The organism is Methylorubrum salsuginis, from assembly GCF_900114375.1.
Taxonomy (GTDB): Bacteria; Pseudomonadota; Alphaproteobacteria; order Rhizobiales; family Beijerinckiaceae; genus Methylobacterium; species Methylobacterium salsuginis.
In genome coordinates this window covers 21,554-35,091 of record NZ_FOSV01000029.1, presented here as the reverse complement: position 1 = coordinate 35,091, position 13,538 = coordinate 21,554, and the positions used below count along the sequence as shown (strand labels likewise).

At 69.7% G+C, this 13,538-nt stretch carries 13 protein-coding genes and 1 riboswitch; of the genes, 5 read left to right on the top strand and 8 right to left on the bottom strand.

The genetic code is table 11. From position 1 onward, the window contains the following. Positions 1 to 46 precede the first annotated feature (46 nt). The 4 genes from BM140_RS22570 to BM140_RS22555 all read left to right on the top strand — a co-directional run bounded on the left by BM140_RS22570 (position 47) and on the right by BM140_RS22555 (position 3,076). A complete protein-coding gene (locus BM140_RS22570; protein ID WP_091951355.1) occupies positions 47 to 511 on the top strand; it encodes a nuclear transport factor 2 family protein in 465 nt (154 codons plus the stop codon). A gap of 29 nt (positions 512 to 540) precedes the next feature. Further along, positions 541 to 903 (top strand): hypothetical protein, encoded by a 363-nt coding sequence (locus BM140_RS22565; protein WP_091951352.1) that lies wholly within the window; start codon positions 541 to 543, stop codon positions 901 to 903. A gap of 118 nt (positions 904 to 1,021) precedes the next feature. Then, positions 1,022 to 1,912: a LysR family transcriptional regulator gene (locus tag BM140_RS22560; protein WP_017482940.1), complete on the top strand. Its 891-nt coding sequence runs from the start codon at positions 1,022 to 1,024 to the stop codon at positions 1,910 to 1,912. 198 nt (positions 1,913 to 2,110) lie between these two features. Next, entirely contained in the window at positions 2,111 to 3,076 is a 966-nt protein-coding gene (locus BM140_RS22555) for an alpha/beta fold hydrolase (RefSeq protein ID WP_017482939.1), read from the top strand. Positions 3,077 to 3,203: 127 nt separating this feature from the next. On the opposite strand, the gene BM140_RS22550 is transcribed toward BM140_RS22555, so the two are convergent. Further along, a complete protein-coding gene (locus BM140_RS22550) occupies positions 3,204 to 4,034 on the bottom strand; it encodes an oxidoreductase (RefSeq protein ID WP_091951391.1) in 831 nt (276 codons plus the stop codon). A gap of 195 nt (positions 4,035 to 4,229) precedes the next feature. Here BM140_RS22550 and tehA point away from each other — a divergent pair, with 195 nt between their 5' ends. Next, the gene (gene tehA / locus BM140_RS22545; RefSeq protein WP_091951350.1) at positions 4,230 to 5,258 is read left to right on the top strand and encodes a dicarboxylate transporter/tellurite-resistance protein TehA; all 1,029 of its coding nucleotides are present in this window, start codon (positions 4,230 to 4,232) and stop codon (positions 5,256 to 5,258) included. A 447-nt stretch (positions 5,259 to 5,705) separates the two neighbouring features. Here tehA and BM140_RS22540 read toward each other — a convergent pair whose 3' ends face one another. The 7 genes from BM140_RS22540 to BM140_RS22510 form a co-directional block, all read right to left on the bottom strand. Continuing rightward, positions 5,706 to 6,290, bottom strand: a complete 585-nt coding sequence (locus tag BM140_RS22540; RefSeq protein WP_091951348.1) for an AAA family ATPase — start codon at positions 6,288 to 6,290, stop codon at positions 5,706 to 5,708. After that, the gene (locus BM140_RS22535; protein ID WP_091951346.1) at positions 6,283 to 7,248 is read right to left on the bottom strand and encodes a DUF6925 family protein; all 966 of its coding nucleotides are present in this window, start codon (positions 7,246 to 7,248) and stop codon (positions 6,283 to 6,285) included. Before BM140_RS22535 ends, BM140_RS22540 begins: the two co-directional genes overlap by 8 nt. Further along, complete coding sequence (locus tag BM140_RS22530) at positions 7,226 to 8,041, bottom strand: ABC transporter ATP-binding protein (protein WP_091951344.1); 816 nt, start codon at positions 8,039 to 8,041, stop codon at positions 7,226 to 7,228. The genes BM140_RS22535 and BM140_RS22530 overlap by 23 nt, the downstream gene beginning before the upstream one ends. Then, on the bottom strand, positions 8,038 to 9,084 hold the full coding sequence (locus BM140_RS22525) for a FecCD family ABC transporter permease (protein ID WP_091951342.1): 1,047 nt from the start codon (positions 9,082 to 9,084) through the stop codon (positions 8,038 to 8,040). Before BM140_RS22525 ends, BM140_RS22530 begins: the two co-directional genes overlap by 4 nt. Then, positions 9,081 to 9,923 carry an ABC transporter substrate-binding protein gene (locus BM140_RS22520; RefSeq protein ID WP_091951388.1) on the bottom strand — a complete coding sequence of 281 codons (843 nt, stop codon included), beginning with the start codon at positions 9,921 to 9,923 and terminating at the stop codon, positions 9,081 to 9,083. Before BM140_RS22520 ends, BM140_RS22525 begins: the two co-directional genes overlap by 4 nt. Before the next feature lie 7 nt (positions 9,924 to 9,930). After that, positions 9,931 to 11,931, bottom strand: a complete 2,001-nt coding sequence (locus BM140_RS22515) for a TonB-dependent receptor plug domain-containing protein (RefSeq protein WP_244535585.1) — start codon at positions 11,929 to 11,931, stop codon at positions 9,931 to 9,933. A gap of 123 nt (positions 11,932 to 12,054) precedes the next feature. Beyond that, positions 12,055 to 12,252, bottom strand: a riboswitch (cobalamin riboswitch). A gap of 101 nt (positions 12,253 to 12,353) precedes the next feature. Further along, positions 12,354 to 13,487, bottom strand: a complete 1,134-nt coding sequence (locus BM140_RS22510) for an acetyltransferase domain-containing protein (RefSeq protein WP_244535584.1) — start codon at positions 13,485 to 13,487, stop codon at positions 12,354 to 12,356. Positions 13,488 to 13,538 lie beyond the last annotated feature (51 nt).

Genomic DNA, 13,538 nt, shown 5'->3' with positions numbered 1-13,538 from the left:
CGACCTCCCGACACGCGTCCACCCCGAAAACCCCGAGGAGAAGCCGATGTCCCGTCCCCCGCTGCCGCCGTTCACCGAGGAGAGCGCCATCGAGAAGGTCCGCCTCGCCGAGGACGGCTGGAACAGCCGTGATCCGGCCAAGGTCGCCCTGGCCTACACGACCGACACCCGCTGGCGGAACAGGGCCGAGTTCGTCACGAACCGGGGGGAGGCCCAGGCCTTCCTCACCCGCAAGTGGAACCGCGAGCTCGACTACCGCCTGATCAAGGAGCTCTGGGCCTTCACCGGCAACCGCATTGCGGTGTGTTACGCCTACGAGTACCGCGACGACAGCGGCCAGTGGTTCCGGGCCTACGGCAACGAGAACTGGGAGTTCGCCGAGGACGGGCTGATGCGGGCCCGCCACGCCAGCATCAACGAACACCCGATCAGCGAGGCCGAGCGCCGGTTCCGCTGGCCGCTGGGGCGCCGGCCCGACGACCATCCGGGTCTCAGCCACTTCGGCTTCTGAACCGACCCTCGAAGCGTGGGAATGCGGCCATGTCTTCCTTCACCCTGGACGGGCGCGTGCGCCTGTCCGTCGCGCTCGCCCTGGCCGAGGACGGCCGCGACCCGCCCGTTTCTCCAGGGCGGGAAGCGGAGGCCCGCGGGCTCGGGATGTGCGGCGCCGAGGTCGACGCCGCGCGTCGCGGCCGGAGCTTCGACGCGCGCACGTCGCGGGCGCTGGTCCTAGCCCTGGCGGCGGCCTCCCGGGACGGCGGGCGCCTTCACGAGGCGCGTGCGCGGGCGGTCTGGTCAGGCATCCCCGCCGAGGTCTGCCGCGAGATCGAGAGCCTCGCCGTAGAGCTCGCTGGCGACGGAGCGGCGCCGGACCCGGATCCCACGGTCGCCCGCGAAGGCTAGGCGGCCTGGCCCGGCATGCCGTTCACCATGGTGCGACGGCTTGGCGGCGCGCATGCTCGAACAGCTGTATTCGTCAAGGCCACGATGGCCGGGCCGCTGGGGACGGGGGAGCAGGGACATGGACCGCTGGCAGGCCATGCGGATCTTCGCGAAGGTCGCGGAGACGGCGAGCTTCGCGGAGACCGCGCGCCTGATGCACATGAGCCCGCCGGCCGTGACGCGGGCCGTCGCCGCGCTGGAAGAGACCATCGGCGCCCGGCTGTTCGTGCGCACCACGCGCTCGGTGAAGCTCACCGAGGCCGGTGGCCGCTACTACGAGGATTGCCGGCGAATCCTTTCCGACATCGTCGAGGCCGAGGCCGCCGCCGCAGGTTCCTACGCGACGCCGTCCGGAACCCTCGCGGTGACAGCATCGGTCCTGTTCGGCCACATGCACGTGCTGCCCATCGTGACCGATTACCTCGACGCCTACTCGACCATGGCGGCACGGACGCTGTTCGTCGACCGGCAGGTGAACATCGTCGAGGAAGGCATCGACGTCGCCGTGCGCATCGGCCACCTCTCGGATTCTGGCCTTACAGCCGCGCGGGTCGGGTCGGTGCGCCGCGTCGTCTGCGGCTCACCGGCTTACTTCGAGCGGCACGGCGTCCCGCAGAAACCGCAGGACCTGAGGGACCACCGCGTCGCCATGTCCACGGGCGCCTGGGCCTCGACGGAGTGGCGGTTCGCGCAGGATCAGCGCGTGACGGTCCATCCCGCCCTGATGAGCAACACGAACGAGGCCGGCATCGCCGCGGCGCTCGCGGGCTGGGGCCTGACCAGGGTGCTGCACTACCAGATCGGCTCCGCCTTGCTGGGAGGCCGCCTGCAGGTCGTGCTCGCCGACTACGAGGAGGAGCCGCTGCCCATCCATGTGGTCTACCCCGAGGGGCGGCAGGCGCCGGCCAAGGTGAGGACCTTCGTCGACCTGGCCGTGGCGCGGCTGCGGGCCAACCGCCTGCTCAACTGAGCGGGCGCAGGGTCGACGCGAGGCGTCGGTCCGGGTCGGTTCGACCTAGCCGAGGTCATCGGCACCAAGCGATCCTATCTATTCCGCAGGCGACAACAATGCCTTCCACACGACGCCGATTAACGCCTGCAAGCTGAACACCGATGATGTCTCCATGAGGCGGCGAGGTCCTCGACGCCCCCGCGAAAGGAGACACCGATGAAACACCTTCTGCTTGCCCTGATGCTCACGACGGCCGGCACCGTCCTTCCCCCTCATGCCAAGGCAGAGCAGGCCCTGGTCGCCGCCCAGACACCGGCGACGGTCCACTACCGTTCCGCGACGGTCGACGGCGTGAAGGTCTTCTACCGCGAGGCCGGCCCGGCCGACGGCCCGGTCGTGCTGCTCCTGCACGGATTCCCGACCTCCTCGCACATGTTCCGCAACCTGATCCCGACGCTCGCGGACCGCTACCACGTCATCGCGCCCGATTACCCCGGCTTCGGCCAGAGCGACGCGCCCGACCACACCCAGTTCGCCTACACCTTCGGCCACTACGCCGACCTTGTGGACGGCCTGCTCGGCCAACTCGGCGCCAAGTCCTACGCGATGTACGTGATGGATTACGGCGCGCCGGTCGGCTACCGCCTCGCCCTCAAGCACCCCGACCGGGTGACCGGCCTGATCGTCCAGAACGGCAACGCCTACGACGAGGGGTTGCGCGAGTTCTGGGATCCGATCAAGGCCTACTGGGCCGACGGCTCGGCCAAGAGCCGCGAGGCACTGTCGGGTCTGGTCACCCTCCCCACGACGATCTTCCAGTACACCGACGGCGTGCGGGACGTCTCCAGGATCAGCCCGGACAACTGGGTCCACGACCAGGCCCTGCTCGACCGGCCCGGCAACAAGGACATCCAGCTCGACCTATTCTACGATTACCGCACGAACGTGCCGCTCTACCCGCAATTCCAGGCATTCTTCCGCGAGCGCAAGCCGCCGACGCTGATCGTCTGGGGCAAGAACGACAAGATCTTCCCCGAGGAAGGGGCGCACCCCTACCTGAAGGACTTGCCGGACGCGGAGCTGCACATCCTCGACACTGGCCACTTCGCGCTAGAGGACAAGCTGGACGAGATGGCGCCCCTCATCCGCGGCTTCCTCGACAAGCAGGTGGCGAAGCGCTGACCCTTCTGAGGGGCCTGGCTGGTAGGCGCGACGCGGACCGCGCCCCCTTCATGGGGGTGCGGTCCTTGGCATTCCTGCCGCGTTTCGGTGACCGTGAGAGCGGGGCATCTGCGGGGGAGACCTGGCGTCAAGGTTGGAAGTCGGTCGAGAGGCTGAGCTCGCGCCAGGCACGCAACTCGGCCAGCCGCGCCTCGTCGCCGGCCTCGGCCCGCGCGTAGGCGTCGCTACCCAGCACCAGACGCAGCGGCGGGGTCTTCGCCGAGACCACGGTCATCATCGCCCGGGCGGCGCGCTCTGGGTCGCCGGGCTGTTTGCCGTCGTAGGCCCGCTGCATGGCGGCGACCTGGCCGACGGTCTCGGCGTAAGCCGGACTGCCTTCCGCGATGCGCGTCGACGATCCCGCGAAGTCCGTCCGGAAGCCGCCGGGCTCCACGATGGTGACGTGCACGCCGAAGGGCTTCATCTCGATGGCGAGAACCTCGGAGAACCCCTCCACGCCGAACTTCGCGGCCGAGTACGGGCCGCGACCGGTCGCGCCGGTTCGCCCCCCGATGGAGGAGACCTGCAGAAAGTGGCCACGGCGCTGCGTCCGAAAGAGGGGAATGGCCGCCTTGGTCACGTTGACGACCCCGAACAGGTTCGTCTCGACCTGCGCCCGGAACGAGGCGAGGTCGGTGTCCTCGATGGGCGCGACGTCGCCGTACCCGGCGTTGTTGACGACGACGTCGACGCGTCCGAACCGCTCTACGGCAGCCTCGACTACCCGATGCGCCGCCTCCTCGTCGGTGACGTCGAGGGGCAACGCGAGCACGCGCTCGCCGCCGGCCTCGACGAGGTCCACGAGCGCGGCAGGGTCGCGCGCCGTCGCGCAGAGCCGCTCGCCCGCCGCGACGACGGCCTGGGCCAAGGCCCGGCCGAGGCCACGTGACGAGCCCGTGACGAGCCAGGTCCTATCCATCTTCACCACCGCATCTTCATGTTTCGAAGACGCCGAGATCGGTGGCTGAGCGGCTGCCCTCAAGCATCGCGTCGCGAACCTCTCCATTGCCGAGAGAGGAATAAAGATCGGGGCCGTCGTCCATTATCATCCTTGTCGAGAAGCGGTGGGCGCAGCGCCCGCCCGACAACATCCCGACCTCACAGGAGAACGGTCATGACCACGGTCTCTATCGTCGCCGGCCCACGCCTCCACCTCGCGCAGCGCATTAGGGAAGTCGCCGCGAACACGCCGGCCGCCTACTTCGGCATCGTCCTGGGGCTATCCGGCCTGGGCGGGGTCTGGCGCGCGGCCGCGCTCGCCTGGCACCTGCCCACGGTCGTCGGGGAGGCGGTCTACGTACTCGCCGGCGTAGTCTGGGCCGTGCTCGTCGTCCTCTATGCCCTCAAGGCCGTCCTCGCCCCGGACAAGCTGGCGGTCGAGGCGGCCCATGCGGTCCAGTGCTGCTTCATCGGCCTCGCCGGAGTGGCGACCATGCTCGTCGCGAGCGGGCTCATCCCTTACTCGGCCGGATCCGCAACCGTCCTGTTCGGCCTCGGCTTCCTATTTACGCTCGGCTTCGCGGTCTGGCGGACGGGCGGCCTCTGGCAAGGCGGCCGGGACCACGGCACCACCACCGCGGTGCTGTACCTGCCGACCGTGGCCGGAAGCTTCGTCTCGGCGACCGGGGCGTCGGCCCTGGGCTACCAGGATTGGGGTCAGCTCGCCTTCGGCGCCGGCCTGTTCTCCTGGCTCGCGATGGAATCGGTTCTGCTCCACCGCCTGCTGACCGGTCCTGAGAAGCCCGTCGCGTTGCGCCCGACCCTGGGCATCCAGTTGGCGCCCGCGCCGGTGGGGGCCGTGGCCTACCTCTCGGTCGGGGGCGGAGCGCCGGACCTCTTTGCGCATGCCCTGATCGGCTACGGTCTGCTCCAGGTTCTGGTTTTGGCCCGGCTCTCGCCGTGGATCGCGAAGGCCGGCGCTGTCCCTGGGCTCTGGGCCTTCAGCTTCGGCGCGACTGCCATGGCAACGGCCCCGGTTCGCCTGGTTGCCCATGGCGATGCCGGAGCGGTCGCCGTCCTCGCCCCGGTGCTTTTCCTGGCAGCGAACGGCCTCGTCGTCGGCCTTACCATCATGACCGTGGCTTTACTGCTCCAGGGCAAGATGTTTGCTGCACCGACGGCATCGAGCCAAGCACGGACGTGACCGTACCCCCGGTCATCTCGCCAAGTAATCCGACGACTGCTTTCAAGCGGTTGTTGAGTGCCTTGCTGTTGGACCAACCACCGATCACAGTGGAGCGTTTTTGTTCGTGTTGCTTCGGCAGCGGTTCGTTGCCGAGGACGGTTATGGTGGTCGGAGCAACCATTCCATCTCAACAACAGCTGTTGGCCTCCAAGCGGCCATTCCGATTTCTTCGGTCGGAGGTCCGCTGATGGCGCACAGCCGAACAAACGACGAGCAAACTCCTGACCCTTTGCGGACCTTCCGCCCTGCCTATTCGAATGTCCGCTCGGAAGGCGAAGCGGCCCCGATGCGCTGCATGCCTGTCCCGCCAACCGGCCGTCGGCGTTGTTAAGGGCATGGGCGCTAGGTAAGCAGTGCATGCTCGGGCGGCCGGCTACCCAAGTGAAACCGAGGGAACATGACAGGTCAGGTTGCGGGACACGTCCGACTCCCGCCTACCAGACCGTGCCTGGCTTCGGCCTCCGGCAGCGGAAGCTCGATGTACTCGACCTGGGCGGGAGGAAGCGTCCGCCACCAGGCGTCCGGAGCATGGAATGCATCGTAAGTGAACCTAAGCACGTCCTCGGGCTGGACGTGCGACGGGTCGGCAGCGCCGCGCGCCGCGTTTCGAGCAAGAAGCACCTCCCATGGCACGTCGAACACCTTCCACTCGACGGTAAGGCCGTGTCGTTCGACGACAACGAGCTCGGCCTCGAACACGGCGCGGGTCAGGTGGGTGTCGGCCATCACCACGCTGAAGCCATGAGCGAGGGCGGTGTCGAGGGCGGCGACCTTCACCGCATGCAGAAGATGGTGGGCCTGCCGGTCCCAGCCCCCGTGGCGAACTTGCCAATAGACCTGCCGGTCCGGCGGCCAGAGCGCCTGCCGGAAATCGTCCAGGGTCAGGTGCACCCAGCCATCCAGCGGATCGAACCGACCCGCGTAAGTCGTCTTGCCCGCTCCGGGACAGCCGATCAGCCCGACCACGCGCTGACGACCGAACTCAGGCATGGTCGGCGACGGTCTCGTCCTCGTTGGCCTCGGGATCGGCCTCGACGACCTCGCCCCGGAGGTAGCGAGCCTGGACCTCGGCGACGCGGCGGGCGCCTTGCGCGTGACGGCTCGACACCGGGCTGTCCGGGCGCGGTTCGCCGCCCCGCTTGACCGCGAGCAGGTCCGGATCGCCCCAGCGGTCGAGCAACTCCTGGAAGGCCACATACCGGGTAGAGTCGAAGGCGATCCGCTGGCCCATCATGTCCTTGTAGGGGTGAGCCGGGTGGAGGGCGGCGCAGGGCACCCAGCCCACCGGGATCGGCGTCGTCGCGGCATGCGTGCGCCCGCTCCGCATGAGCTTGGGCAGGACGTGGGTATGCGGTCCCTCCGGACTGGAGCCCCCCGGCCCCGGGATCGGAGCGTAGACCTCAATGCGGCCGACCTTCGCCAGGAACACGCGATGCGGGCTCATCGCGACGAGGTGGCGACCGATGGGGTTCGCATGGTCGAACAGGGAGCGCCCGACGCCGGAGCGAAGGCAGGCGATGGCCTCGGGGTCGCCGGTGCGCACGCAGGCATCAACCGCGAGGAGATCGAGACCGAGGTCGAACAGGATGGCGTCCCGGTCCCGTTCGCGGGCGGCCTCGCGGTCCGGGCCGAGTTCGGTCACCACGGCGCGTCGGCTCATGGCGCAGGTCGGCTCCGGCAGGCAGAGGGCCACGGCATGGTTCCAGCCGGACGCAACCGAGGTCTCGTAGGCGACGGGGCGCAGGTCGGGACAGGCGGTCAGGGCGATGGCGCCGCGTTCGGTCGCCATGCCGAGGCGGTCGTCCGGCAGGACTGAGACCGCCTCGTCCGGGTCGCGCATGAACTCGGCGATGGCGCCGAAGCTGCCGAGGCTCCAAGCGGTGCCGGGTTCGGCCAGGGCCTCGCGCAGCAGGTCCTTGACCGCATCAGCCTGGGAAGATGACGCCATCGCTCTTCTCCTTCGTCGCCCCTGAACGCGCCCAGGGCAGGATGTATCGGGTTCCGTCCGCGGCCGCGCCCCGCTCCGCCGTCACGCCGAACACCCGGGCGAGCAGGGAATCGGTCAGCGCCTCCTCCGGCTGCCCGTCCGCGACGAGCCGGCCGCCGGACAGCACGACGATCCGGTCGCAGAACCGCGCGGCCAGCGCCAGGTCGTGCAGGACGGCGACCACGCCGGCGCCGTCGCGCGACGCGGCGCGCAACATCGCCATGGCATCGAGTTGGTGGGCCGGGTCGAGCGCGGTGACGGGTTCGTCGGCCAGCAGCCACTCGGCCTCGACCGCGAGCGCCCGGGCAAGCAGCGCGCGCATGCGCTCGCCCGAGGACAGGGTCGGCTCGGTCCGGCCGGCGAGGTGCCCGACATCGGTGCGCGCCATCGCCCGCGCGACCGCGGCCTGATCGGCGTCCGAGAGCCCCGCGAAGGCGTGACGGTGCGGCAGGCGACCGAGCGCCACGACCTCGCGCACCGTCATCGGCCACCCGACCCCGGCGCCCTGGAACAGGGCGGCGATGCGGCGTGCCCGCTCGTCGCGGTGCAAGTCGGCGAGCGCGCGACCGTCGAGGGTGACGCGGCCTCGTGCAGGGGCGACCAACGCCGCCAGGACGCGCAGCAGCGACGTCTTTCCGGCTCCGTTCGGCCCGACGAGCCCAATGAGGCGACCGCGCTCCAGCGTGAGGTGAATGTCCGACAGGATCGTCCGGCCACCCAGCGTTACCCGGACCTCGTGGAGGGCGAGGCTCATGCCCGTCCTCCGCGGTTGCGCAGCAGGAGGACGATCAGGAACGGCGCTCCGACGAGCGCGGTGACCACGCCGAGCTTCAACTCGGGGCGGGTGGCGAGAAGGCGGACGCCGATGTCGGCGGCGAGCACGAGGACCGCACCGGCGAGCCCGCTCGGCAGCAGGACGGCGCCGGGACGCGCCCCGACGAGCGGACGCATCAGATGCGGCACCACGAGGCCGACGAAACCGATCGCGCCGGAGACCGCCACCCCGCTTCCGACCGCGAGCGCCGCGCCGGTGACGAGCCGTAGCCGCACGGAGACAAGATTGACCCCGAGGCTCGCGGCGGTGTCCTCGCCGAGCGTCAGGGCGTCGAGCGCGGAACCGGTCGAGAGCATCAGGCCCCAGCCCAACACCATCAGCGGCAGGCAGAGGAGCACGTGATCCATGCTGCGGTCGCTGAGCGACCCCATCAGCCAGAACACGATCTCCAGGGCCGCGTAGGGGTTGGGCGAGAGGTTGAGGGCCAGGGCGGTCAGCGCGCCAGCAAGGCTCGACAGAGCGACGCCGGCCAGGATCAATCCGAGCGTGGAGGTGCCGCGGGCGGCGAGCGCGTTGAGGAGCAGCGCCGCCACGCCTGCGCCGGCGATGCCGCCGAGCGGCAGAGCGAGGCTGAAGCCGGCGGAGAGCCCACCGTAGAAGACCAGCACGGCGCCCAGGGCCGCAGCCGAGGAGATGCCGAGGACGCCGGGATCGGCCAGCGGGTTGCGGAGGTAGCCCTGCATCGCAGCCCCGGTCAGGCCGAGGCTGAACCCGACGAGGCCGCCGAGGAGCGCCCGCGGGATGCGCAACTCCCACAGCACCATCGCGGGCAGCGTGGTCCGGCCCGCGACGATGTCCGCGAAGGCGGCCGGCACGTCGAAGGGCGCGTAGCCGATGGCGACCGACGCGAACGTCAGGGCGAGGACCGCGACGCCGAGGACGGCGACGACGGCACGATGGACGCGCGGCGTGTCCGGGCGCCGCGAGATGGGATCGGCGATGGCTCGAACCGGTGCGTTCATGGCCGAGGCGCCCGCGCGTTCGCGGCGGCCGCCAGCCGGGCCACGACCTCGGCGACCTGGGGGCCGGGGCAGGTCCAGAAGCGGTTCGGGATCGCGACCGTCCGGCCTTGATCCGCGAGCGCCCGAAAGACGGGATGGTGCAGGAGGGTGTCGGCGAGCGAGGGCATGCCCGGCGTCCCTTCGTCGGTCACGATCAGGTCCGCGTCCGCGAGCGCGGCGGCTTCGAGCGGCACCTGCCCGAACCGGTCGCGTCCGATCTCGGCCGCGACGTTGACGAGACCGGCGGCCCGGATGAGCGCGTCGCCGAGGCCGCCGGGTGCGACCGTGAAGGCGTTCGGGCGCATGACGAGGGCCCGCAACGGCCGGGTCGACGGGGTGACCGATGCGAGCTTGGCGTCGAGGTCCGCGACCAAGGCTTCCCCCCGCTCGGGGTGCCCGAGTGCTTCCGCGACCTGCCGGATCTGGGCACGCACGCCGTCGAGGTCGGCCGGCACGCCGAGTTCGAGCACGGGTGCGCCGACGCGCCTAAGCATGCCGACGGTCGTGCGCGTGGTGAAGGCGCCCGCGATGACGAGGCCGGGCCGGAGCGCGACGACCTCCTCGGTCAGTCCGCGCGTCACCGGAACGCCGGCGGCCGCGGACGCGACCGTCGATCCGCGAGGGTCACTTGCGAGATAGGTGACGGCCAGCACCTGAGCACGGTCGGCAAGCCGCAGTACGAGCTCATCCGCGCATAGGTTCATCGAGACCACACGCACGGGCTCTTCCACACCGGCGGCACGGGCCGCCGGCATGGTCGCCAGGAGGGCCCAGAGTGCGAGGACGGCCCGCGACCGCATGGTCACCTCAGAAGCTGGTCAGGCGCACGCCGCCATATACGGCGAGGCCCGGCCCCAAAAAGCCGGTCGGGTTCTCGTAGCGCTGATCGAACAGGTTATCGATCCGCCCGAACACGCTGACGGTCTCGGACACGTCGTAGCTCGCCGCGAGGTTGAGGATCGCGAAGCCGGGATTGCGGATGCGCGTGAAGGCTTCGTCGCGCGCGCCGTCGACGAAGGAGCCGAGCACGATCAGCGTGCCGCTCAAGGTGAGGCCCGGCATCGGGGTCCAGATCGCCGTGGCGCTCGCCTTGTGGCGGGGGCGGCGCAACAGCTCGCGGTTGTTCACCTCATCCTTCGAGACCGTGTTGGTGTAGTCGATCCGGCCCGACAGCGTGTCGGTGAACTGCACCGCCAGGAACGCCTCCGCCCCGTAGGTCTCGGCACGACCGATATTCACGTTGGTGAAGAGGAAGGTTTCCGGGTCGAACGTGCCCTGGATCAAATTCCGAAAATCGTTGGCGTAGTAGGTCGCGCCCGCGAGCACACGCTCACCGAACGGCTGCTCGAAGCCGGCATCGTAGCCGAAGCTCTCCTCGGGGCGCAGGGTCGGGTTGCCCTTCTGGCCGAAGGCCGGGATGTCGACGAAGAGTTGGTTGAGGGTCGGGGCCTTGAAGCCGGTGCCGACGCTGCCCTTCAGGCGCGTGCCCGTACCGGGCACGATGTAGCTCGGCGCCACGCGGTAGGTCGTGGCCGGGCCGAAGGCGTCGTTCTCGTCGTGGCGGAGGTTGGCCACGAGGAAGGCGCCGTCGAACGGCGTCAGTTGCACCTCACCGTAGCCGGCACTGTTGCCGTTGCGGGCGGTGATGACGCTGTTCGGATTGTTCGTGAACAGGCGCTCCTCGTCGCGCTGGGCCCCGAACAGGACGAGGTTGCCCGGCGAGAACGCGTAATCGCCGCGATACTCGTATCGCAGCCGCTCGCCGAGATTGTTGGAGTCGGCCGGCGTCCCCAGCGGATTGTAGATATTCTGGAACTGTCGGTTGTATAGGTTCGAGTAATTGACGGCGAAGACGTTGTGGAAGCCCGGCAGCGGCGTCCATTCGGCCTCGTTGCGGGTGAAGATCTGCTGCACGTCCGCCTGATTGCGCAGGATGCCGACGGCGAAATCCGGAAGGAATTCATCGTTGACGTAGCGGTCGTTGCTGAAGCGAAGCTTCGAGCCGATGAAGCGGGTGATCGAGTTGACCCGGAACGTGTCGGTGAACCGGTAGCCGAAGCGGGCCGAGACCGTCTCGTTGTCGTAGAAGTTCGGGTAGATCGGGTTTCCGGGCCGCACGAGGTCGGGCGGCGTCACCGGGGTCGCGGCGGCCCGCAGGTGCGAGACCGAAACGGCGTAGTCGAACCCGCCCTCCGCGCCCGCAATGCGGCCGTACTGGTTGAAGGTACCGAACGAGCCGCCCTCGACCTTGGCGACGGCGCGGGCCGGCCCCTCGCCGCGGCGGGTGGTGAAGGCGATCACGCCGCCGATGGCGTCCGAGCCGTAGAGGCCGCTCTGGGGACCGCGCAGCACCTCGATGCGCGACAGGTCTTCGGTGAGGAGCTGGCCGAAATCGAACGAGCCGTTGGGGTTCGACGGGTCGGTGGCGTCGATGCCGTCGATCAGCACCTTGGTGTGGTTGGAGTTGGCGCCGCGGATGAAGACGGAGGTCTGGCCGCCGGGGCCACCCGTCTGCACGACGTTGAGGCCCGGCACCTGCTGGAGCGCGTCCGGGACGGTGCGGCGCTGCTGCTGTTCGAGCGTCCGCTCGGACAGGACGGTCACGCTCGATCCGACCTGGGCGGTCGGCGTCGGCACGCCGGTCGCCGCGACCGAGATCTCGTCGAGGGTGGTCTCGACGCCGGCCGGGGCGGCGGCGAAGGGCGCCGCGGCCTGTTGGGCGTTGGCCAAGGGTGCGGCAAACAGGGCCGATCCGGCGCAGGATAGCGCCAGCACGCTCCGGAGAGCGGAACCAGGGGAATGGGGCACGGTGAAAGAGCCTCGGGCAACGGCAGTGGCACGTCACCGCGAACGAGGCCTGGGCGCGCGATTCCTCATGGGAGATCGCAGCGCTTCGACACCCGCCAGGACACCCCGCCCGACGCGTTTCGCGTGTGACCACGACTGACGGCAGGTCTCCTGGCTCGCGGGTCGCTGCCCTCTCACCGTCTTCCCGGGCGAGGCTGCCCAGTGACACAGGTGGCGGAAGGCTCGCCGCTTACAGTTGCGGGGGCAGCCGCGGCATCGGGCTTTCGCCCTCACCGCGTTCCCTTTTGATCCCCGAAAGGAACCGTCGAGCTTGTGTTATTTCAGCGCCGCGCGCCGAGTCAACGAAATCGAAGCCTGGACTTCCTCTGATTTCGTGCCGAGGCGCCGACGACGAGGCATCGTCGCCTGTCGCGCAAGCCGAGCTATAGGTACTTGAGCCAAGCGATGTCGCGCCTCGACGCCTTGAAGCGCGCGAACCACGCCGTCGGCCCGTAGAGGGGCACGATCAGCCCGGCGTACCACACGAGCACCCACCCGTAATCGGCGACGCCGAACACGCTGCCCTGGGTCGCGCCCCAGATCGCGGACGCGCCGTGGTAAAGCAGCCGCAGCACCGTCAGGTGGAGCAGGTAGAAGAACATCGGCGCGCCGCCGAACACCGCCAGCGCCGCGACGGGCGGGCGGTCGCCGATCCGCTCCAGCGCGGCGAGCAGCAGCGCCCCGGTCCCGAGGGTCAGCAGCAGGAACAGCAGCGAAGGCGGATACTTCGTGAGCGCGAAGAAGCTCATGACGGTCCGCAGGCCGCTGCCTTCGACGATGAACCAGGGCGTGTCGCCGTAGCCGTTCGTCAGGCGCAGCAGCGCGAAGGCGATCAGCATCGCGCCGCCGAGCGCCGCGAAACGGCGCGCCCGCATGCGCGGGGCGATGCCGGGCCGGAACCACGGGCCGATGGCGTAGCCGAGCACGATGACGCCGATCCACGGCAGCACCGGATAGGTCGTCTTGGCGACCAGCCCGAACGGCAGCGCGATGACGTCGCGCTGGTGCAGCAGGGCCCAGACGGGAAACAGCGGCTGGCCGGGCTGGAGGCGAATCGGGTCGAGGAGGTTGTGCCCGCACACGATCACGAGCCCGACCGCGAACAGAACTTGGCGCGGCAGGCCGATCAGCGCCGCCAGGACGATCATGCACACGCCGATGCACCAGATCACTTGGAGCCAGAGCGTCGGGCTGGCCACGCCCCAGTACAGTTCGGAGAGGTAGAGGACCTCGAAGGCCATCAGCACGAGACCGCGCTTCACCAGATAGGCGCGGGTTTCCGCCAGCGTATGCCGTGTGCCGAACAGGTAGGCGGCCACGCCCGTCAGCACGATGAAGATCGGCGCGCACAGGCTGACCGCGAGCCGGGCCAGATACAGGGCCGGCAGGGCGGTCCGCGCGTCGATCGGATCGGCGACCGGGACGTGCAGGAACCACGTCTCGCGCAGGTGGTCGAGGAGCATCAGCACCATCACCAGCCCGCGTAGCGCATCGATCGAGACGATGCGGGCGGGCACGACCGGCGATCCTGCGATGGGCGACGGTCCGGGTATCGGGGCGGCGTGCGG

Excerpts from the sequence above, each read along its gene's own strand:
- BM140_RS22570 (WP_091951355.1), top strand. The coding sequence starts at position 47 with ATGTCCCGTCCCCCGCTGCCGCCGTTCACCGAGGAGAGCGCCATCGAG.
- BM140_RS22565 (WP_091951352.1), top strand. The coding sequence starts at position 541 with ATGTCTTCCTTCACCCTGGACGGGCGCGTGCGCCTGTCCGTCGCGCTC.
- BM140_RS22560 (WP_017482940.1), top strand. The coding sequence starts at position 1,022 with ATGGACCGCTGGCAGGCCATGCGGATCTTCGCGAAGGTCGCGGAGACG.
- BM140_RS22555 (WP_017482939.1), top strand. The coding sequence starts at position 2,111 with ATGAAACACCTTCTGCTTGCCCTGATGCTCACGACGGCCGGCACCGTC.
- BM140_RS22550 (WP_091951391.1), bottom strand. The coding sequence starts at position 4,034 with ATGGATAGGACCTGGCTCGTCACGGGCTCGTCACGTGGCCTCGGCCGG.
- tehA (WP_091951350.1), top strand. The coding sequence starts at position 4,230 with ATGACCACGGTCTCTATCGTCGCCGGCCCACGCCTCCACCTCGCGCAG.
- BM140_RS22540 (WP_091951348.1), bottom strand. The coding sequence starts at position 6,290 with ATGCCTGAGTTCGGTCGTCAGCGCGTGGTCGGGCTGATCGGCTGTCCC.
- BM140_RS22535 (WP_091951346.1), bottom strand. The coding sequence starts at position 7,248 with ATGGCGTCATCTTCCCAGGCTGATGCGGTCAAGGACCTGCTGCGCGAG.
- BM140_RS22530 (WP_091951344.1), bottom strand. The coding sequence starts at position 8,041 with ATGAGCCTCGCCCTCCACGAGGTCCGGGTAACGCTGGGTGGCCGGACG.
- BM140_RS22525 (WP_091951342.1), bottom strand. The coding sequence starts at position 9,084 with ATGAACGCACCGGTTCGAGCCATCGCCGATCCCATCTCGCGGCGCCCG.
- BM140_RS22520 (WP_091951388.1), bottom strand. The coding sequence starts at position 9,923 with ATGCGGTCGCGGGCCGTCCTCGCACTCTGGGCCCTCCTGGCGACCATG.